The following is an 18,876-nucleotide window of genomic DNA, read 5'->3' on the forward strand; positions in this document are numbered from 1 at the left end:
GTTGTGAGATCTTTAAGTACTTGAGGATATGTCTGCACTGATTAAAAACTTTCGATTTCATCCTTTTGGTAAACCATTACCTTTTGTGCATTTCTTATTTTCTGTTTAACGGCTACTTGATCCATCAAAATCCCACCTGTCCCCTATAAATAATATATCTCTACCTTTTAACAAGACATGATCATCTACAAAGACTGGAGTATTTATCTCTCCAATCAGTTTTTTTAGTTCAAATGAAGCTTTTGGATCGCTTATTATGTTTTTTTCTATAAAAGAATAATGAAGATTGGTTAAATGCTGTTTAGCTTTATAACATTCCATACAACCATCTATCATATATAATATGGGTTTCATCACAATTCCTCCTATTCCTCCTAAAACAGATCATACTCTTTTTCATAGACAGTATCAGTAAGGTAGATTACAGTTATATATATTACTAACTCAAGAAAGGAGGGTTATTAAAGTGGATAAACTCTTGTTATTGTCACAAATTAGCTTGTTTGATGAACTTCCCATGGACGAACTGAAAGTCATTGATGAATTAAGTGAAATGAAGCCTGTAAGAAAAGGGACTTTAATTTTAACGCCAGACAACCCACTGAAGGCTTTGTTCTTGCTAAAGGAAGGTCAGGTACGGTTATACCGAATGAACCATCATGGGAAACAATTTACGGTGGATGTCCTGACGGGTGGGAATATTTTTGGAGAAACATCCACACTTGCACTGACAGATGATCAAATATACGCGGAAGCCATGGCAGATACATACTTATGCGTCTTAGGTAAAAGGGAGTTCGAGAACTTCATTGAAAAGAATCCTAAGATCGCATTGAAATTTATCAATATCCTTTCTAATCGTTTAAAAGAAATCTATAGCTTCAGCGAAAAAATCGCTTTAAGTGACGTGAAGTACCGGCTTTTATATTTGCTGCAGAAGTTAAGTGAGAAGACGGGAAAAAGAAAAAAAGAATGGCAAACGATTGATATGAAACTTACTCATGCTGATATGGCAAATATGATTGGGTCTACGCGAGAAACTACAAGTGCGATATTGAGCCAATTAAAAAAAGAAGGAATCATAAAAAAAGGATTAAGATTTTCCATACATGCAGATAAAACGTCTGAAATTCTGGAAGAACTATAAAAAATCCACTGTGCATGAGTACAGTGGATTTTTGCTTATCTAAACCATTCTATATACTTTTTCGTTATTTTGGGGACATGGCCATTAAACAACTTTTCTCTCCAATAGACATCCGCTGTACGCTGAACGGCAGCAGCATGATTGGGATAAGGGAATATCATTTGTGAGAGGTCCCCAATCTTTATTCCTTTTTTCATTGCAAGGATAACGGTTTGCATCCAATCTCCCGCTCCTTTACCAAGCGCATGAGCTCCCATTATTTTTCCTTTTTTATCTGTTATGATCTTTACCATTCCACTCGTTTCATGATCAGCTATAAACCGGTCAACTTCATTTAATGGCACTTCATAAACATTGAATGTCTCTCCTCTTTCTGAAGCTTCCTTTTCTGTTACTCCAATATGAAAGATTTCAGGATCGGTATAGATGATCCAAGGAATTTGCTTGTAGTTCATTTTTTTCGGAATACCAAGAACCGCATTTTGGACAACCGTTTTCCCTTCTTCCCCAGCTACATGTGTAAAGGGGTATTTACCATTTATATCACCAATCGCATAAATATGTGGAATATTCGTTTGTAGCTTTTCATTTGTTGGAATATACCCCCGCTTGTCCTGTTCAACACCTGCTCGTTTTAGTTCAAGTTGGTCACTGTTAGGCTTTCTTCCAACGGCCATAAGCATTTCATCAACTTCTAAAACAATAACCTCCCCGCTCTTATCGATGGAAACTCGCTTTTTTCCATTTTCAGTCACCACGACTGATTTCACTTCTGAGCTAACGAGTATGGATAATTCTAACTTCAGGACTTCAAGAGCAGCGGTTTGAATCGTCTCATCTTCAGTAGTGAGCAGTTTGTCGCTTCTTTCTACTACTGTTACGTTTGAACCCAATCTTGCCATAGCTTGTGAGAGCTCTAATCCAATGGGACCTCCTCCTATCACCAATAGATCTATAGGGAGGTTGTCTTGTTTGAAAATTTGCTCATTCGTCCAATATCCTGCTTCTTGTAGCCCTTTGACAGGTGGAACAAAAGGACGTGAACCCGTTGAAATCACGATTCTTTTGCCATAAATTTCTTCTCCATTAATGGATACCGTATGATCTGATGTGAACTGCCCTACTCCCTTATAAAGGTCGACTCCCATTTTTTCAAATCTATCATCACTGTCATGTTCTTGAATCACATCTATAGATTGTTGAACGCGTTCATTTACTTTTCGTAGATTCACTTCACCGGATATTTCTATTCCAAGCTTTTGCGCATTTTTTCTTACAGTGTAAACCTCTTTTGCTGCTTGTATAAAAGCTTTTGAAGGGACGCACCCTACATGAAGACAATCTCCACCAAGATGCTGCTCTTTCTCAATCAGGGCCACTTTCGCTCCCAATGAGCTCGCACCAGATGCAACGGTTAGTCCACCAGCTCCTCCACCAATGACAACTACATCATATTTTTTCAATGGAATTTCCCTCCTTTTTTGTTAAAATACGCTTTGCTTCAAGCATCCTTTGCAGAGCCGTGTATAACTCAATGATGAAAAAAAGGAGAGTAATCACAGTTAAATAGGCTGGAAGCAAGATCATAAGTGAAAATAATATAAATCCTTCTGTACGTTCTGCCAAACCCGCTTGATAATAGAAGGACTTCATTCCTTGTTTTTCACTCACTGCTCCGACTGTCAAAAAGATCGTCATGGAGATAATAATGGAAACACTAAGCAGCAAAAGTGCTAGTTGGGATTCGGGAAAAGCGATTGCCAATCCGACGATAACGCTGATTTCAACGATTCTGTCAAAAGTAATATCCAGCACTGTTCCCCAAGGAGATGATTTAGTTAGACGGGCCATCGTCCCATCCACTGCATCTAAAAATCCAGATAGCCATAATACAAGAATAGCTATATAAGGCAGCTCCAGATAAATAAACAATCCTGAAGTGGCTCCAATAATAAATGCTATCCACGTTACCTGGTTAGGTGTTAATTTAACTTTTAATAACCCTAGGGCTGTTTTTTCTATTATAGGTTGTACAAATTTTCGAGCATGAGTGTCTAGCATTCTGGTTCCCTCAATTCTCTTCTTTTGCGGCAATGTATTGTTTGATACGTTTTCTAAATAATGCAGGAATGATTGTTACGATTCCGAAAAGTACGATCGCTAATAGGAAAATTCCTTTATTATCCGATACAGTGCTTGCTCCAAGAAAACTGTAAGCAAAAGTTCCTGGTATAATTCCAAGTACCGTACCAATCAAGAAATGACTAAGTTTTATTTTCGATAGACCTGCGGCATAACTAATTAAATCAAAATTAAAAAGGGGGATTAAACGCAGCAAAATGATAACGGTAAATCCGTTGTTTTCTAAAATCTTTTGCAGTTTGGTAGTCTTGTCTCCCCATTTCGACTCCAGCTTTCCCGCTCCAATTTTTCTTGCAAACAGGAAGGCTAATAATGCACCAATACTAGCTCCAATTATCGTTAATAAGGTTCCATATAGGGGTCCAAATGCAAGACCGCCAGCTAAAGATAAAACAGAAGCTGGAAACAATACAAAGGGTCTTACAGAGTATATAACAACGTAAACGAGTGGGGCGACTACTCCAATGGATAAGATCAGATTTTTTAAAGTTTCTGGAGTAATATTAAATACGGTTTGATTTACGTATATAAGAATTCCTATAATCACGGCTACTGCGAATAATTGGAGAATTGTTTTAGATTTCATTCTTTTCCACCCTTTTCATTTACTGCTTCTTTTTCTTGTAGAATGACTTGATCTCCAACCTTTTTATGTTTTTCTGAAGTAAGAGTTATTAAGTGTTCACAGTTATTAAGACAAACAACGAGATGGTTTTTGCTATCTTGGAAAAAGGTTTCAACAATTTCTGCTTTCCAATGGTGGAAGGTATCATTCACCTCGTTACATATTGTTAATGTAGAAGAAGGAATAAAGCGATCTCCCATCCAAAAACCTGCATGAAGAAACGACGATACGAAAGGATTTGCAGGTGAGTCATATAAATCTTCAGGAACAGCGAATTGCTGCATCTGTCCATCTCTAAATATGGCTACCCGATCACCCATCGCCATTGCTTCTTCTAAGTCATGAGTAACGAACAAAACGGTTATTTTTTCATCCTTTAATAAACGCTTCATCCATCTTCTCGTTTCTTTTCTCAATTCTGTGTCCAGATTGGAGAAAGGTTCATCCAGCAAAAGTACTTTAGGATTGACTATGAGAGAACGAGCTAAAGCAGCTCGTTGTTTCTGTCCACCAGATATTTCATGTGGATATCGAGATTCTAAACCTTCAATTCCAACTCGCTTCATCATGTTTCTGCTAAGCTCGTACCGCTTCGTTTTGTTTACTCTTCTCATCTTCAGACCAAAAGCAACGTTCTCTAGTAGATCCATATGCGGAAACAACAATGATTCCTGAAACATATAAACAACAGGGCGATCTTGAGGGGTGATGCCCGCCATCGATTGATTCTCTATGAATATTTGTCCTGAATCCGGTTCTTCGAGTCCCGCTAAAATACGAAGCAATGTAGATTTACCGGTACCAGAAGGCCCTACAATAGAAACAATTTCCCCTTTATTTATAGATAAGCTTGGGATGTTTAGAACGCTTTGTTTTTTAAAATGCTTTGTTATATTCTGTAATTCAATGTAGGAATTCAATACATCACCTCGTTTGTTTAGGAAGTATTAATCTAAAGATGACTTCTACCATTAGGTAGATAACGATAGGAATGATGGCAAAAAGGATTGAAAAACTTGCAATCACGCTATCATCAGCCGTTTTGAAGTAGGGGAAAAATAGAATAGCCATTGTTGTTACAGCACCTCCCCCAATCAAAGCAGTTAAAAAGTATTGACTAAGTGAGATAACGGTAACAAGAAAAACAAGACTGCGAATGCTTGGCATGAGCTGCGGCAAATAAACGGATTGAAATATGCGCAAAGGATGGCCACCGAGTGAAATGGCGACTTCCTCTTGCTGCTTCCCTATTCTTTCGTAACCCGCACGAAGAATTTTTATGGTATATGGCAGTGTTGGCAATAGATGTACAAGGGCAACGCCACTCCAATGATTTGCAAGTCCTAAGCGGATAAATGTAAGATGAACACCCATCGCTATGGCAATTGCCGGAATTAAAATCGGAGTTAAAAGAATGGTTTCAATTAATGATTTCCCTCTGAATTCGTAGAAGGCCAAACCTTTAGCTGCAGGAATACCAAGTAATAGGTTAATGATCAATACAAGAATACAAATTCCCATGGATGTGAGAACAGCCTCTTGAAGTTGTGGAGAGTTTACCAACAAAACATGCCAGCCTCTCGTGCTTATAAAATCTGGCAACAGGTGTCCATATTCCCATTTCTTAGTCAAACTAGTTATAAATACAAGAGTTAAAGGGAGAAATGTCGAAATAGCAATCAATAAAAAGAATAATTTCTCATATTTTTTGGCTTTTGAATATTCCTTATTTTCTCCATTGGTTTGAATAAGAAATATCCTTCTATTTTTAGTAAGAGTAAACAGTATGAACACAATGAACACCGTCATTAAAGTTAAAAGAATCATAGCAGCAAATGCATCAGGTTGTTTTGTCCAATCCGATCCAAAAAACCAATCGAAAGTAAGGACGGATATCATTTTTGGATACGTTGCACCCAGAAGAGCTGGTACTTCATATGCAGATACAACAAATGTGAAAATAATAAAAAATGTTTCATAAAGTACTGGGAATACATAGGGCCGTTCAACATGCCAAAATACATCCCACGATTTTCCCCCTAATGTGTAAACGAGTTCTTTTTGTGAGCGTGATAGCTGCTCATAAACGGGCATAAGAATTAGGATAACAAAAGGGACTTCTTTCCAAACATACGTTAATATGATGCCTATCCCAAATGGATCTTTGAATAAAATGGGAAAATTAACTTTATCGTCCATCAATCCTATTAAGTTTAATAGAGATGAAAAATAACCTGACTGAGAAAACAAGAGAAACAGCATATATCCCCAAACAAAATGAGGAAAAACCATTGGTGTCCATGCAATCAGCTTTGGAAACAATCTTTTTAATACGGGAAAGGTTGACCTTACTAAAAGAAGTCCAATAATAATAGATATAAGGGTTGAGAATAGCGCAATACATAAACTATAAAGCAGTGACGTAATGAATGTTTCCCCTGCTAATAATTCCTGATAAGTATCAAAGCTAGGTGATTCAAAAGCTCTGATACTTTCCAAAAATGCCATTATCAATCCGCATCCTACTAGACAAACTGTAAATATCAATGCTGGTGAAAGCAGCAAATAGTGATTATTTTTTTTGTACCACTTCATGAATCCAATTCTCCTTCAGCCACGTTACATATTGTGCATCTACTTCTGGCTGCAAGTATTGTTTTAACGTTTCTGCAGGTAAAACAGAATTTCCTCTATCAATCGATTTCAGTTTTTGTTGATCCTTCTTGGAGAGTTTATTCGGATCTAATGACATATTTTCTCCCCAATACGTAGACTGCAATTTCGTTAGTTGGGCATCTGGTGATAATAAAAAATTAATAGTTGTCATCGCTCCAGCCTTATTTGGACTGTTATAAGGAATGGCTAAGAAATGTGTATTGCCTAAAGAACCTGACTTCATCACAAATGATTTTGTAGTTCTTGGAAATATATTCTTTTCAATAAGCTTTTCAGCACGTGCTTCATTATATCCCATGGTTAAATAAACTTCCCCTTTACTGAAAAGACGATCAAGCTCAGTTAAATCATTTGGGTATGTTTTACCTTGTCTCCATAAATACGGTTTGATCTCATTTAAATACTCCCACATGTATGTGCTATTTTTATTTGCATATGATTCGTCGTACCCTGTATCTAGAATGTTTTTCACATCTCCAACAGATACATAAAACAACTGTCGTAAAAAAGCATTTCCGGTAAAATCTGTAGGATCTGGATAAGTGAACTTCCCAGGATTATCTTTGACCCATGTTTTTAATTCTTCAAATGTCTGTGGAGGATTAGTGACTTTGGCTTCATCATATTGATAAGCAAACTGTACTTTTCCCCATGGAGCTTCCATGTTTTCTACTTCTGTTCCAAAATCATATTGGACATTTAAATCTTTTGTATCCACATATTTATTAACGTTAGGCAGCTTATTCGCAAAAGGTCCGAATAGAAGTCCGTTTTCTTTTGCATTCTTAAAATTCTCGCCATTGATCCAAATGATGTCCATGTTCCCTTTATCTTGGTCTGCTCTTTTTTCGTTTGCTAATTTTTTTAAGAATTCTGGAGCGTCCATAGGTACTCGCTTCAAGGTGATCCCATGATCACTTTTTAGTCGTGGAGCTACCCATTCATCAATATACTGGTTTATTCCAGTATCTCCGCCCCACATATACATTCTCACCGTTTTATTCATGCTTTCTTTTTCAATTTCAGACCAATTTTTGTTTAAAAGGGTTTCCGCTTTTTTTGTTGCATCAAAACTGTTTGAACATGCAGATAAAATGAATAAGGCAATTACAAAGATTAGAATAAATCCTTTTTTCATATAACACACACCTTCCATTAAGCTAACTATTATTCTAATTGAATTTAAGGCGGTAATCTGTAAGGAGGCTTACGTTAAATCCTATCAATCGTTATTATTTCATATGTATTTTTTTAAGATAATAGAAAAAAAGGATCTACATGTAATAATACAATTGACATATAGACCCTTTGGAAGATTCCATTTTCAAGTGATTACAGTTACGCTTTCACCCAGTTAGGTACCATTTCTACATCTGCAGCAACCATAGTCGTATACACAGGGCATCGGTTATCTACAATTTTTTGCAATTCTTGAATACGTTCTTCTGATTCACTCGTTTTAACTTTAGCATTAACCGTAATTTTTTGGAAATATGGACGAATGCCTTCTTCGCCCATCATACCGTGTGGATCCATTTCACCATGTATTTCGAATTCAATTCCTTGAAGATCAAAATCAATTTCTTTTGCAACAAAATTAGCGATTGCATTTTCACACCCTGCTAATGAAATAAGCAGTGTTGCCAAAGGATTTGCACCTTCGTCTGTTCCTCCTAATTTTGCAGGCTCATCAATAACAACCGAATGATTATGTGAGTTGCCTACAGTGTTCATACCTTTTGAAATTGCAGTGATTTTTTCTAACATTTTTGCCATTAACAATTCTCCTTTTCATTCAATCTTCTTAATAAATATCTTAACGAAATTAGTGAAAGATACTTCCTTCTATTGAAGGGAATATACCTTTTCTATCTTTTTTAATTCCAAAAGGTTGGTAAAAGAAATGTACCATATGGAGATTTTACGTTGCAAGAATGTAACACAGTATGTAAGGCAGCTTACAAAATCACATAAATGATCGAAAATAATTTATTTTTTCTGAAAATTGTAATGTTCATTACATAACAGAAATTGCACTTGAGTTAAGGTAGTAGTATTAAATGAAAAAGGAGTGATTTAAATGGAAAATCGGAACAAATCAATTACAAATGGAATAATTGGTGGCATTGTAGGAGGTATTTTGTTTGGGCTGCTTATGCAAATGATGGGTCAGCTTGGCATGGTAGCGAGTATGATGGGTAGCGATTCATTAGTTATGGGATGGTTTATCCATATGGTAATCAGCGTAATCTTTGGAGCAATATTTGGTGCATTCGCGATGATGATGCAAAATCTCTGGGTGTTAACGATTGTTTTCGGAATCGGAATATGGGTTGCGGGACCTTTAGTGGTGATGCCATTAATAATGGGTATGGGCACTAATCTGGGAAATGCATTTACACCACAATTATTAATGAGTTTAGGCACTCATCTTCTCTTTTCAGTCATCGTTGCTATCGTTTATAAAGTAGTTTCTGTAAATCAAGAGAAAAGCAATGTTACGGCATAATTGAACTTATTATCATTTACTTCAATCAATAAAGGTTGACCCATAGAGGATCAACCTTTTTTTTCATACATGTTTATCTAGTTCTGATTCAAGTTTTACCCCTAGTCCTTCTGCCATCCTGTTTACAAAGTTAAAATAAGAAATGATTTGGCAAATATCCAAGATCTCCAGATCTGAGCATCCGTGTGATTTTAGGACATCTATATCATTCTGATCTACATTGCTCGGGTGCCTTGTTAATTTCACTGCGTAATCGAGTATGAACTTTGTTTTTGAATCTAAGACAGCATTCGTATAATTTTCTTTTAATGTTTTTACCAATTCATAGTCATTCGTTAATAAATGGAGCGCCGCCCCATGATGTTCCATTCAGTAATGACATTCGTTTGCTGATGAAACTACCGTAGCAATGCTTTCTCTTGTTTTTCGGCTTAATGGTGACTTGCCGAACATAATGACTTTGTAATAGTTCAAATGAGCTTCAAGTGACTTAGGATTCAAAGAATGCACTTTTAATATATTTGCCATCTTGTTATTAAACTTATCGTACAAGTCTTTCATCAAACCTTCAGCTTCAGCTGGTTCAATCATTTTAATATAAGCATCCATCTCGTTTTACCCCACCTTTTTCACTATAATTACGTTAAGTGTAAACGGAAAGTTGAAAATATACCAGCTTGGTAAAAATAAAAAGACAGCTGACAAAAACGTCCAGCTGTCTTCTGTATTCCTTAACGAAGTTGTTTGGAGATTAAGTCAGCAACCAGGATATAGCGCTCTGGTGATGCTCCAATAAAGTCGAACGGATAACAGGTTGAAATTGTTAATGTAGCTCTTGGTTTTGGTACGATTACAGTCCGATCATCTTCATCGACAATGCGAACATTTTTTACCTTGTACGTAAATTTTCCTGCAGCAGTTTCAACAATTAGAATGTCTCCTTTGCCCACTTCACCTAATTTACGAAATACGGTGTCTCGATGTCCAGATAATACGGAATTGTCTTTTTCACCAGGCAAAACACTCTTTGAAAAGTGCCCTACTCCTTTTTCCAACTCTTCCTCATCTGTACCATGGTATATAGGTAATGATGCATCTAATTTAGGGATAATAAGCTCTCCGATATTCTCACCCGGTTTAGGACGAACTGGATATCGTACATCGTCTTCGACTTCAGAAGTCTGAACCTTTTGAACGTCGCTTTTCTGTTCGTTAACAGCTTCAACATGATTTGTTTTAAAGATAAGATAGCCTTTAGCAAACTTATAGGCGTTAGTCGTGCTAAACCAAAGTCCAAACAAAATGAATGCGATAGATAACATAAGTAGAGGTAACTTTAGTTTATTTCGCTTTTTGTTTGTATTCTTCATCCTTAGATCCCTTTTACTCGGATACGTCTATACAATAGAATTCCGGCTGCGGCAAATGCTAATCCACCTAAAGTGTTTGCAACATAGTTTGATGCCGTTTTTGGAAGTTTTCCACCTTTAACCGTTTTAACGGGAGGCTTCACAGCTGAAGGAGATTCAGTTAGAATTTTTTCTGCGTCTTGAATATCCTTCCCTGTTTCTTGAATAAGTTCAGAGCCAAACATGTCAGCAGTTAGTTTTATATCTGCAAGGAATTCGCCATTTGTGCTATAGATCTCCATGATTAAATCATGACCGTTTGTTGAATCCATTGTCATTAATGAGTCAAAAGAAATGGGTTGTTTTTTTCCGTCAACTACAAGAAAATATTTCGTTTCAATCTGTAAAAGCTGCTTCATTTCTGAGAAAATCTGTAATAGCTCGGCAATTTGTTCGGAGGATAACTCTTCCGCTGTTTCAAAATCTTCAAATGCCATCATTCTCTCACTAAGCTCTAACATACTGTCTAGAAAAGCAGGATCTTCCCAATTTAGTGTTTCAAAATGAGTGAAAAGCTTCTCCATTTCTGCGTCTGTTAAATCAATCTCAGCAAAAAGATTTGAAATATCTTCGAATGAATCTCCGTTTATATAATAATCAACGCTCATTTCAAGATCTTCTATATACTCATAGTTTTCAATTGAGTCATCATTTTCATTTAAAAACTTTTCTAGCACTTCTTTTGATTCAAAATCATAGTCTTCAAGCAACTGTTGAAGATTTTCATCATTAATAAGTGTACCTTCCCACCCATTTAGGTAGAAATCGACTGAGTCATAGAGCTCTTCTTCAAACAAAAACCATGCACTATCTAATACGTCTTCTCCTTGTTCTATGTCACCATTTTCCACAAGTAAATCGTTTAATTCATTACGAGTTAACTCAAATTCTTGCAGGATGGATTGAACCCCTTCTTCTGTGAGAGGTGTCCCAAATTCATCAATGGATTCAAAGTCTTCTAAGTACCAATCTTTGCTTTCAATGAAATCGATAAAATCTTGTGATTCCCAACCAATTTCTTTTAAGTATGCTTTAAATTCTGGATCATCTTGCTCAATTGCAAGAGCTGATAGAGGCATCATTCCAATGCTGATGCTAAATGCTAATAGTAATGCTAATAAGTGTTTCATCCCTGACCCCCAAAGGTATAATAAAATAATTTCTAGAAAATTATACTTCCAAAATATTCTTTTGGATACAGGTTTCTTTTACCATCTTTTTTATTCTTTTGTAAAATGTTACTTTATTAAAATAAGAGTAATATCATCAATTGATTGTTGTAAATAAAGAAGACATTAGCTACGATACTAGTAGCGTTCATTGGGTTTTCACTCATTACTTTCTGTATGTTGTACATTAAAAAGTAAGAGTCAGCAAAAAAGAAGCAGACCTTTTAAATGGTCTGCTCTTTTTCGTATTAATCTCCTAAATCTACATTGTGGTAGACTTGCTGTACATCTTCTAAATCTTCTAATGCATCAATTAACTTTTCAAATTGTATAAGAGCATCGCCCGGAAGGATAAGATCACTTTGTGCAAGCATGGTAAGTTCAGCTACTGAAAATTCAGTAATGCCTTCGTTTTTAAACACTTCTTGGACAGCATGAAATTGGTCCGGTTCAGCATAAACAATTACTGCATCCTCTTCTTCTAATACATCACGCACGTCCAAATCTGCTTCCATTAATAACTCGAGCACCTCTTCAGATGTTTTGCCTTCAAGGCCGATAACAGCTGTTGCATCAAACATATAAGCGACAGCACCTGAAACTCCCATGTTGCCACCATTCTTGTTAAAAGCGGACCGAACTTCGGCAACCGTTCGATTCACGTTATTCGTCAGTGTGTCAACGATGACCATGGAACCATTTGGTCCGAATCCTTCATATCGAAGCTCATCATAGTTTTCATCTGAACCACCCTTAGCTTTTTCAATGGCTCGATCAATAATTGTTTTAGGAACGCTATATGTTTTTGCTCGTTCTAATACAACTTTTAATGACTGATTGGATTCTGGATCTGGTTCTCCCTGCTTTGCTGCTACATATATTTCTCTTCCGAATTTTGCATAAATACGGCTTGTATTAGCGTCTTTTGATGCTTTTTTTTCTTTAATGTTATTCCATTTACGACCCATTCTGTTCACTCTCTTTCAACTTTGAATCTATAAAACTTATTATACATCAACTCCACCTTACGTTTCGAGTTTATGGAACAAAATGAAAAGCAATTCTCCTTTTGAAGAATTGCTTTATCATTGATTATTAGAATGGTTTGTTCATGTTTCTTCCATAAAAAATTTCATCCATTTCCAAATTCAAACGTTGTGCGATCTGGTCCACGCTTTCAGAATCTAACGTATCTTTTGTATAGCCAAACAAATAATTATTTAGGTTAAATTCTTTTAGCTTACATTTGGTGTGGAAAATATTTTCTTGATAGATGTTTGTATCAATCATGTGATAAGTGTTCTTAATATCGTCAGAGAGATAATTTTGTATAGAGCTAATATCGTGGTCAATAAATAATTTATGACCTTTAATGTCTCTTGTAAAACCACGTACACGATAGTCCATCGTAACAATATCTGTGTCAAAAGAATTAATAAGATGGTTCAAAGCCTTTAATGGTGATATTTCTCCGCAAGTGGAAACATCAATATCTGCACGAAATGTGCTGATTCCTTCTTCAGGATGAAATTCAGGATAAGTATGAACGGTTAGATGGCTTTTATCCAGTTGCATGACAACTGATTCTGGCATTGCAGTGGGTGTTTCTTCAAATGAATCAGTAGGCACCTCAACAATAGGTCCTTCTGAAACAAGTAATGTTACGCTTGCACCTTGAGGAACATAATCTTGTTTTGCAACATTTAATACATGCGCTCCAATCGTATCGGAGACGGTCTGCAGAATGTTTGTTAACCTTTCTGCATTGTACTGTTCATCGATATATTCTATGTATGCCTCACGTTCCTCTTTCGTTTTTGTATAACAAATATCATACATATTAAAACTTAAGGATTTCGTAAGGTTGTTGAAGCCGTGCAGAGTAATGTGCTGATCATGAGAGTTTTTCATATTGTTTGATTCCCCTTATGTTTTGATTCGATTACTTCGGGTGTATGTGATAAATAGTAAATATCTTTATAGTACCCATTTACCTACAATGGAAAACCGTAGTTCCGTTTAACAATACAAAAAGAAGGATGAACCGTAGGGTTTATCCTTCATCGTCTTCGTTTAACAACTCTTATAGAACCATCTTCATAATCTCATCTACCCATTCAGGCTCTTCTTTTATGAAAAGTTTTTCACTAAGATTTTTGTGTATGGTCTTAAATTCCGAACAAATGGATTTCATAACGATTGCTATTTTTTCAGGATTCCGGTCACAATCCCAATTTTCCAGTAGAGATAATTGCCATTCTTCAAAGGGACTTCTCTTGCCCTCGTATTTTGACCATTCTCTCATTTGATTAGGAAGTCTGTCTTTTTCCATGTCCCAACCCGCTGCAATGGACCATCTTAACATATCAAGAGAGCTTAAGGCATAATACATTTCGCCTCGATTCATTCTTCTATAAACTTCGTGCAGATGAGCGAAGAACTTGCCTCGCCATATTTCAAATTCTTCTTGAGTTAACTTATAGTGAATGTCATTCGATCGTTTCACTACTTCTTTTACGATATGTAATGGATCATAAACAATCATTGTTCCTTGTTTTAAATAAAGAGATGGTTGAAGATCTTTTGGCGTGTAATAAAATGAATCCACTTTGATAAAGTTTCTAAAGTGAGCAACCGAATGAGAAGCCCAAGGGTAATCTTCATAAAAAAGGACGTCTCCCCAGTTTTCAGCCCTTTCTTTTTTCTTTTTTCTAAACGTTTCAAACACTTCTGCTTTCACAACAATACGCAAATCTATGTCTGAATACAGATCTTGATTCCCTTTTCCGATTGAACCTCCATAAAATAAGGCAAGTACATCAGGGTCAGTCGATAAATCATTTTGAATGTTCTCACAAAGAGTATTTAATCTTGACGTTAAGCTTTTATCTCTTTCTTTTTGATTTGTGTCAAATCCCACACATACAATAATCACTCCTTAATTAAATTACTTATCCATTTATAATTTTTGTAATTCTGTATTAACCATCATTTTATTCTTTTTCATTAAAGGAACCATCGTTAATATTCCTACTATAAACAAGAAAGCAGCACCTTCGAACAATAGTACTAAAGAGAAAGTTTCCTTTAACCAGCCACTGATAGACATGGTTATTACCATCGCTCCCATAAATAATGGGTTTAAAATACCATTTACACGTCCAATAAAATTAGACTCGGTATTTTTCAATATTAATGTATTGATTCCAATATGAATACAAGGCATAAATAACCCGCTAATAAACTCGGCTGTAAGTGTCAGCCAGAATTCGGTCGAGAGTCCCATTATGAGAAAACCTAGCGCACTAGCACCCATGCCTAAAGACAATAGTACTTGTGGTTTTACTTTGCTGGCAATCCCAATCGTTACTCCGCCTCCCAAAATCATTCCTGCACCAAAAGCAGCCATCAGCCATTGCAGTTGTTCTTTAGGAAGTCCTAATTGCTCTGTTATCAAAAAGACGGTTAGGGGCTGTGTTAGCCCTAATGCAAGACCAGCTATCGCAAAGCAAGCACCTAAAAGCGTAAGTGTCTGCCTGCTCCATACATAACTGAATCCGTCTTTCATCTCAAGGAAAATGGAAGTTTTACTCTCTTTCTTTTCAACTTCTTGATCAGGAGGCAGCAGTGTAAGAATAACAGCAGATAGAATGAATGCTACTCCCATGATTCCGATTGCCATTGAGATTCCAAATTGTTGAAAAACGTATGTTCCTAGAATGGGACCTATAATCATAAACAAGGCGAAAAGTGTTTGATACATGGACATACCCATTTGTACCATCTCTTCTGGAACATGAACCTTGAACAGCTTCATACCTGATGGCTGTGAAAATTGAGACAAGATGGATGAAACGAGAGTAGCAAAAAATATGATTTTCCAGCTTCCAAATAAAAGAGTCAGCAATACGACAAAAATGGATGCAGCACTTAATAAATCGCACCATATCATTGTCTTTTTCGGTTTCCATCGATCAGCGAACGTTCCCCCAATAAAAGAAAACAAAAAGATGGGAGCAAACTCAGCAACAGAAATCATTGAAACAGCTATTGGGTTTTCATTCGTTTTTTCGATAACATATAAAAGTATGGAATAGTTCCGTACCCATATTCCGATTTGAAGGAAAAATACTGAAAATAAAATGGTTCGAATAACCTTGTTTTGAAAAAGCATACCCATCGAAATTTTGGGTTTAACTTGCTCCGCGTTCACGAAAACTCCTCCTCATTCTTGATGACCAGTATAAAATTAATTCCATTCTCCAAACCACTTTTTCCATCCTCTTAAAGCTAATTCCTTTAAAGGTGGTGTTTCAATTCCTTTTTGCTTTTTATATTCATTATAACTTGCAAATCCGATAAGTAATATTCCTGTCAGCAGTAAGTATACCCACCATGGCATATTCCCCCAATAAGGTCTTGTCTGAATGAAGACATTTACTAGCAAGACGATTACGCCAGTAAAATGAAAGAGATAACACCGGTTATGTCTTTCTGATTAACTGAATCTTCGTTCTACAGTAATGATTTTACAGTATTTACTAAAACGTGTCACTACTATCTAATCGATCTGTTGAATGAGCAGATCTTGGTCAATACTGTTAAAAGTCTTAAGGTTTTTAGGGGGAGGGTGCTAATGGAAAGAATCTATTCAATAGACTTTATTAAATTTTTTGCGATTTTTGCTGTAGTCGTCATTCATGTGTTTCCTTTAGACGGTTTCATGGGCTATTACGTGATTGATAACGTTGCGAGGTTTGCTGTTCCTTTTTTCTTTGTTGCATCCGGCTATTTTTTCGCTCAAAACATGAGCAAGCAAAAAAGTTCTTTTCGATATTTTAAGACATACGTATTGAAACTCATTAAAATTTATTTGAGCTGGCTTATTTTCTACACCTTTTATGACGTGATGCTCATTTTTCTAAATGGAAATGATGTTAGTGACCAACTCATTGAATACTTTAAACCTTTTACTTTATTAAACCTGATCTATTACGGAAAAGGAACAAGTGGATACCAATTATGGTTTTTGACTGCATTAATATGGAGTACGGTCACCATCTTCTTGTTTTTTCAAATCAAGAAAATGAATACACTTTTTGGAATCAGTTTCGTATTAAATGTAATCGGTCTTTTAGGGCAATCTTATACCTTTGTCTTTAAACTTCCAGTAAACACAACACGAGATGCTCTTTTCTTTGGTTTGTTTTATACCACTTTAGGTGTTATCTTCAAACTAAACACACATTTTGATACATTCAGGAAAATAAGCAGGTTTACTTCTTTAGCACTTGCTATTTTCTTTTCTCTTTTTCAAGTGATTGAGGCTTATGTTTTAGATAAAGTGTTAACCGGAAGTCATGGAGAATACTTCTTATCCACTACTCTATTAACCACGTTTCTTTTTTTCTATGCCCTGAATAATAAAAAGTTGGGTAAAGGGTTATGGATTACAAAAGTCGGTGGCAATGCACTTGGTATCTATATCACTCATGTTTTGTTATTAGATGTATTCAATCGGATGATTAAATATCTAGGTTTAGAATACTTATCTGATCTTGCAATTTGGAACATCTGTTACACGTTATTTATTTTCACTGCTTCTTATAAAACGTATCATGTTCTGCAAAAAATTAAATTCCGTGTAAAGCAGCCATAGATCCTCTCACCACTTCCCCTTCCCCACATATTCTGTATTACATTACGAAAGGGGTAACTACCCATTTCACAGGGGAGGAATTGGAATGGGCGTTGAACTTACAGCGCTGCATTGGCTTTATATTGTGTTTATAGGATTAATTATCGGATTTATGGTAAAAAGACGGGATACTACGTTAATTTGTGTTATTGGAATCTTTTTAATAGCGATTACCGCTACTGGTTCTTTGAGCGGTTCTGTCAGCAGTATTTTTAATAGTTTTATATATGCTATTACAGAGCTTCTTCCTACAATCCTTGTTATTTCAATCATTGTAGCGATGAGTAGAACGTTAACAACTACCGGAATTAATGATGTTATGATCTCACCATTTTCGAAGCTTATTCGTACACCTGCACTCGCTTATTGGACGATAGGAATCTTAATGATGGTAATTTCTTGGTTTTTCTGGCCTTCACCAGCTGTTGCGTTGATGGGTGCTGTCCTTCTCCCGGTAGCCATTCGTGTGGGACTGCCTGCACTTGGTGTTGCGATGGCGATGAACCTTTTTGGGCATGGTATTGCATTATCAGGTGATTTTATCATTCAAGCTGCTCCGAAATTAACAGCAGATGCGGCTGGACTATCTGTCAGTGAAGTTATTGATGCCAGTATTCCACTCGTATTCGTTATGGGCTTAGTGACAACAGTGGCAGCTTTTTACTTTTTAAAACGAGATCTGAAATCGGGTAAAATGACGGCCACAACAGGGATTGCAGCTGAGCGTCCGAAGGAAACAACAGAGCTTGATTCACAGCTGCTTTCATCAGGTCAAAAGCGCTTTTTTGCTCTATTTATTCCATTGATGTTTGCTCTTGACGTAGCAGCAATGTCTATTTTAAATCTTCAGGGCGGAGATGCAACAGCTTTAATTGGGGGAACCTCAGTTTTTATTCTCCTTTTAATTACCATGATCAGTCATAAAAATAATGGGCTTGAAAAAGCAACCTCCTATATGATCGACGGTTTTCAGTTTGGTTTTAAAGTGTTCGGTCCTGTTATTCCAATAGCCGCTTTCTTTTATTTAGGTGATGCAGGTTTTACGAAGATTATTGGGGAATTTTTACCGAAGACTTCCATGGGTATCGTAAACGATCTAGGTGTCGCACTTGCTTCTGCTGTCCCGTTAAGTAAGGAGATCGGTGCTGTAACATTAACTGCGGTTGGTGCAATAACAGGACTTGATGGGTCAGGGTTTTCCGGTATTTCATTGGCCGGTTCAGTTGCCAATATTTTTGGAACGGCAATTGGTGCAGGTGCAGCTACTCTTACTGCGTTAGGTCAAATTGCAGCGATTTGGGTCGGTGGTGGAACTCTAGTCCCTTGGGCGTTAATACCAGCAGCTGCCATTTGCGGAGTTGATCCATTTGAGCTTGCAAGAAGAAATCTAAAGCCCGTTACCATTGGTTTAATCGTAACCACCATTGTAGCGATATTTTTAATCTAAAAAATGCGGAGTTTAGGCGAATGCATGTGCCTCACTCCGCTTTTACATAGGCTG

At 36.5% G+C, this 18,876-nt stretch carries 21 protein-coding genes; 4 read left to right on the plus strand and 17 right to left on the minus strand.

Features of this window, described 5'->3' with window-relative positions:
- Positions 1–105: 105 nt before the first annotated feature.
- Positions 106–354, minus strand: coding sequence for a glutaredoxin domain-containing protein (locus KUV80_RS03980; protein ID WP_222461372.1), 249 nt, complete (start codon positions 352–354; stop codon positions 106–108).
- 112 nt (positions 355–466) lie between these two features.
- Here KUV80_RS03980 and KUV80_RS03985 point away from each other — a divergent pair, with 112 nt between their 5' ends.
- Positions 467–1,147, plus strand: a complete 681-nt coding sequence (locus KUV80_RS03985) for a Crp/Fnr family transcriptional regulator (RefSeq protein WP_222461373.1) — start codon at positions 467–469, stop codon at positions 1,145–1,147.
- Between the two features lie 35 nt (positions 1,148–1,182).
- Here KUV80_RS03985 and KUV80_RS03990 read toward each other — a convergent pair whose 3' ends face one another.
- The 7 genes from KUV80_RS03990 to KUV80_RS04020 all read right to left on the minus strand — a co-directional run bounded on the left by KUV80_RS03990 (position 1,183) and on the right by KUV80_RS04020 (position 8,366).
- Positions 1,183–2,610: a dihydrolipoyl dehydrogenase family protein gene (locus KUV80_RS03990; RefSeq protein WP_222461374.1), complete on the minus strand. Its 1,428-nt coding sequence runs from the start codon at positions 2,608–2,610 to the stop codon at positions 1,183–1,185.
- Positions 2,597–3,208, minus strand: coding sequence for a CDP-alcohol phosphatidyltransferase family protein (locus KUV80_RS03995; RefSeq protein ID WP_222461375.1), 612 nt, complete (start codon positions 3,206–3,208; stop codon positions 2,597–2,599). Before KUV80_RS03995 ends, KUV80_RS03990 begins: the two co-directional genes overlap by 14 nt.
- 10 nt (positions 3,209–3,218) lie before the next feature.
- Positions 3,219–3,875: a TVP38/TMEM64 family protein gene (locus KUV80_RS04000; protein ID WP_222461376.1), complete on the minus strand. Its 657-nt coding sequence runs from the start codon at positions 3,873–3,875 to the stop codon at positions 3,219–3,221.
- Positions 3,872–4,834: an ABC transporter ATP-binding protein gene (locus KUV80_RS04005; RefSeq protein WP_222461377.1), complete on the minus strand. Its 963-nt coding sequence runs from the start codon at positions 4,832–4,834 to the stop codon at positions 3,872–3,874. The genes KUV80_RS04000 and KUV80_RS04005 overlap by 4 nt, the downstream gene beginning before the upstream one ends.
- 4 nt (positions 4,835–4,838) lie before the next feature.
- On the minus strand, positions 4,839–6,509 hold the full coding sequence (locus tag KUV80_RS04010) for an ABC transporter permease subunit (RefSeq protein WP_222461378.1): 1,671 nt from the start codon (positions 6,507–6,509) through the stop codon (positions 4,839–4,841).
- The gene (locus tag KUV80_RS04015) at positions 6,487–7,728 is read right to left on the minus strand and encodes an ABC transporter substrate-binding protein (protein ID WP_222461379.1); all 1,242 of its coding nucleotides are present in this window, start codon (positions 7,726–7,728) and stop codon (positions 6,487–6,489) included. The genes KUV80_RS04010 and KUV80_RS04015 overlap by 23 nt, the downstream gene beginning before the upstream one ends.
- A gap of 200 nt (positions 7,729–7,928) precedes the next feature.
- Positions 7,929–8,366: an OsmC family protein gene (locus tag KUV80_RS04020; protein WP_222461380.1), complete on the minus strand. Its 438-nt coding sequence runs from the start codon at positions 8,364–8,366 to the stop codon at positions 7,929–7,931.
- 304 nt (positions 8,367–8,670) lie between these two features.
- Between KUV80_RS04020 and KUV80_RS04025 the strand changes: the two genes are divergently transcribed.
- The gene (locus tag KUV80_RS04025) at positions 8,671–9,099 is read left to right on the plus strand and encodes a hypothetical protein (protein WP_222461381.1); all 429 of its coding nucleotides are present in this window, start codon (positions 8,671–8,673) and stop codon (positions 9,097–9,099) included.
- Between the two features lie 63 nt (positions 9,100–9,162).
- Here the strand turns inward: KUV80_RS04025 and KUV80_RS04030 are convergent, their stop codons facing one another.
- The 9 genes from KUV80_RS04030 to KUV80_RS04070 all read right to left on the minus strand — a co-directional run bounded on the left by KUV80_RS04030 (position 9,163) and on the right by KUV80_RS04070 (position 16,079).
- A complete protein-coding gene (locus KUV80_RS04030) occupies positions 9,163–9,468 on the minus strand; it encodes a peroxidase (protein WP_222461382.1) in 306 nt (101 codons plus the stop codon).
- Positions 9,469–9,708 carry a carboxymuconolactone decarboxylase family protein gene (locus tag KUV80_RS04035; RefSeq protein ID WP_222461383.1) on the minus strand — a complete coding sequence of 80 codons (240 nt, stop codon included), beginning with the start codon at positions 9,706–9,708 and terminating at the stop codon, positions 9,469–9,471.
- Positions 9,709–9,830: 122 nt separating this feature from the next.
- A complete protein-coding gene (locus KUV80_RS04040) occupies positions 9,831–10,469 on the minus strand; it encodes a class D sortase (RefSeq protein WP_222461384.1) in 639 nt (212 codons plus the stop codon).
- Positions 10,470–10,471: 2 nt separating this feature from the next.
- Positions 10,472–11,638 (minus strand): processed acidic surface protein, encoded by a 1,167-nt coding sequence (locus KUV80_RS04045; RefSeq protein ID WP_222461385.1) that lies wholly within the window; start codon positions 11,636–11,638, stop codon positions 10,472–10,474.
- A gap of 287 nt (positions 11,639–11,925) precedes the next feature.
- Positions 11,926–12,645, minus strand: a complete 720-nt coding sequence (locus KUV80_RS04050) for a YebC/PmpR family DNA-binding transcriptional regulator (RefSeq protein ID WP_222461386.1) — start codon at positions 12,643–12,645, stop codon at positions 11,926–11,928.
- Positions 12,646–12,772: 127 nt separating this feature from the next.
- On the minus strand, positions 12,773–13,588 hold the full coding sequence (gene speD / locus KUV80_RS04055) for an adenosylmethionine decarboxylase (protein ID WP_222461387.1): 816 nt from the start codon (positions 13,586–13,588) through the stop codon (positions 12,773–12,775).
- Positions 13,589–13,760: 172 nt separating this feature from the next.
- Positions 13,761–14,597, minus strand: a complete 837-nt coding sequence (locus KUV80_RS04060) for a nucleotidyltransferase domain-containing protein (protein ID WP_222461388.1) — start codon at positions 14,595–14,597, stop codon at positions 13,761–13,763.
- A 39-nt stretch (positions 14,598–14,636) separates the two neighbouring features.
- Entirely contained in the window at positions 14,637–15,857 is a 1,221-nt protein-coding gene (locus KUV80_RS04065; RefSeq protein ID WP_222462250.1) for an MFS transporter, read from the minus strand.
- A 69-nt stretch (positions 15,858–15,926) separates the two neighbouring features.
- A complete protein-coding gene (locus KUV80_RS04070) occupies positions 15,927–16,079 on the minus strand; it encodes a hypothetical protein (RefSeq protein ID WP_222461389.1) in 153 nt (50 codons plus the stop codon).
- Positions 16,080–16,313: 234 nt separating this feature from the next.
- Here KUV80_RS04070 and KUV80_RS04075 point away from each other — a divergent pair, with 234 nt between their 5' ends.
- Positions 16,314–17,336 carry an acyltransferase gene (locus KUV80_RS04075; RefSeq protein WP_222461390.1) on the plus strand — a complete coding sequence of 341 codons (1,023 nt, stop codon included), beginning with the start codon at positions 16,314–16,316 and terminating at the stop codon, positions 17,334–17,336.
- An 85-nt stretch (positions 17,337–17,421) separates the two neighbouring features.
- The gene (locus KUV80_RS04080) at positions 17,422–18,822 is read left to right on the plus strand and encodes a hypothetical protein (protein WP_222461391.1); all 1,401 of its coding nucleotides are present in this window, start codon (positions 17,422–17,424) and stop codon (positions 18,820–18,822) included.
- Positions 18,823–18,876 lie beyond the last annotated feature (54 nt).

The sequence above is a fragment of the Fictibacillus nanhaiensis genome (assembly GCF_019801215.1).
Lineage (GTDB): Bacteria > Bacillota > Bacilli > Bacillales > Fictibacillaceae > Fictibacillus > Fictibacillus nanhaiensis_C.

What these genes read in the sequence shown, in the direction of transcription:
- KUV80_RS04015 (WP_222461379.1), bottom strand. Translation starts at nt 7,728, where the DNA reads ATGAAAAAAGGATTTATTCTAATCTTTGTAATTGCCTTATTCATTTTA.
- KUV80_RS03980 (WP_222461372.1), bottom strand. Translation starts at nt 354, where the DNA reads ATGAAACCCATATTATATATGATAGATGGTTGTATGGAATGTTATAAA.
- KUV80_RS03995 (WP_222461375.1), bottom strand. Translation starts at nt 3,208, where the DNA reads ATGCTAGACACTCATGCTCGAAAATTTGTACAACCTATAATAGAAAAA.
- KUV80_RS04045 (WP_222461385.1), bottom strand. Translation starts at nt 11,638, where the DNA reads ATGAAACACTTATTAGCATTACTATTAGCATTTAGCATCAGCATTGGA.
- KUV80_RS04070 (WP_222461389.1), bottom strand. Translation starts at nt 16,079, where the DNA reads ATGCCATGGTGGGTATACTTACTGCTGACAGGAATATTACTTATCGGA.
- speD (WP_222461387.1), bottom strand. Translation starts at nt 13,588, where the DNA reads ATGAAAAACTCTCATGATCAGCACATTACTCTGCACGGCTTCAACAAC.
- KUV80_RS04020 (WP_222461380.1), bottom strand. Translation starts at nt 8,366, where the DNA reads ATGGCAAAAATGTTAGAAAAAATCACTGCAATTTCAAAAGGTATGAAC.
- KUV80_RS04035 (WP_222461383.1), bottom strand. Translation starts at nt 9,708, where the DNA reads ATGGATGCTTATATTAAAATGATTGAACCAGCTGAAGCTGAAGGTTTG.
- KUV80_RS04065 (WP_222462250.1), bottom strand. Translation starts at nt 15,857, where the DNA reads ATGGGTATGCTTTTTCAAAACAAGGTTATTCGAACCATTTTATTTTCA.
- KUV80_RS04030 (WP_222461382.1), bottom strand. Translation starts at nt 9,468, where the DNA reads ATGGAACATCATGGGGCGGCGCTCCATTTATTAACGAATGACTATGAA.
- KUV80_RS04010 (WP_222461378.1), bottom strand. Translation starts at nt 6,509, where the DNA reads ATGAAGTGGTACAAAAAAAATAATCACTATTTGCTGCTTTCACCAGCA.
- KUV80_RS04075 (WP_222461390.1), top strand. Translation starts at nt 16,314, where the DNA reads ATGGAAAGAATCTATTCAATAGACTTTATTAAATTTTTTGCGATTTTT.
- KUV80_RS04000 (WP_222461376.1), bottom strand. Translation starts at nt 3,875, where the DNA reads ATGAAATCTAAAACAATTCTCCAATTATTCGCAGTAGCCGTGATTATA.
- KUV80_RS04040 (WP_222461384.1), bottom strand. Translation starts at nt 10,469, where the DNA reads ATGAAGAATACAAACAAAAAGCGAAATAAACTAAAGTTACCTCTACTT.
- KUV80_RS04025 (WP_222461381.1), top strand. Translation starts at nt 8,671, where the DNA reads ATGGAAAATCGGAACAAATCAATTACAAATGGAATAATTGGTGGCATT.
- KUV80_RS04050 (WP_222461386.1), bottom strand. Translation starts at nt 12,645, where the DNA reads ATGGGTCGTAAATGGAATAACATTAAAGAAAAAAAAGCATCAAAAGAC.
- KUV80_RS04080 (WP_222461391.1), top strand. Translation starts at nt 17,422, where the DNA reads ATGGGCGTTGAACTTACAGCGCTGCATTGGCTTTATATTGTGTTTATA.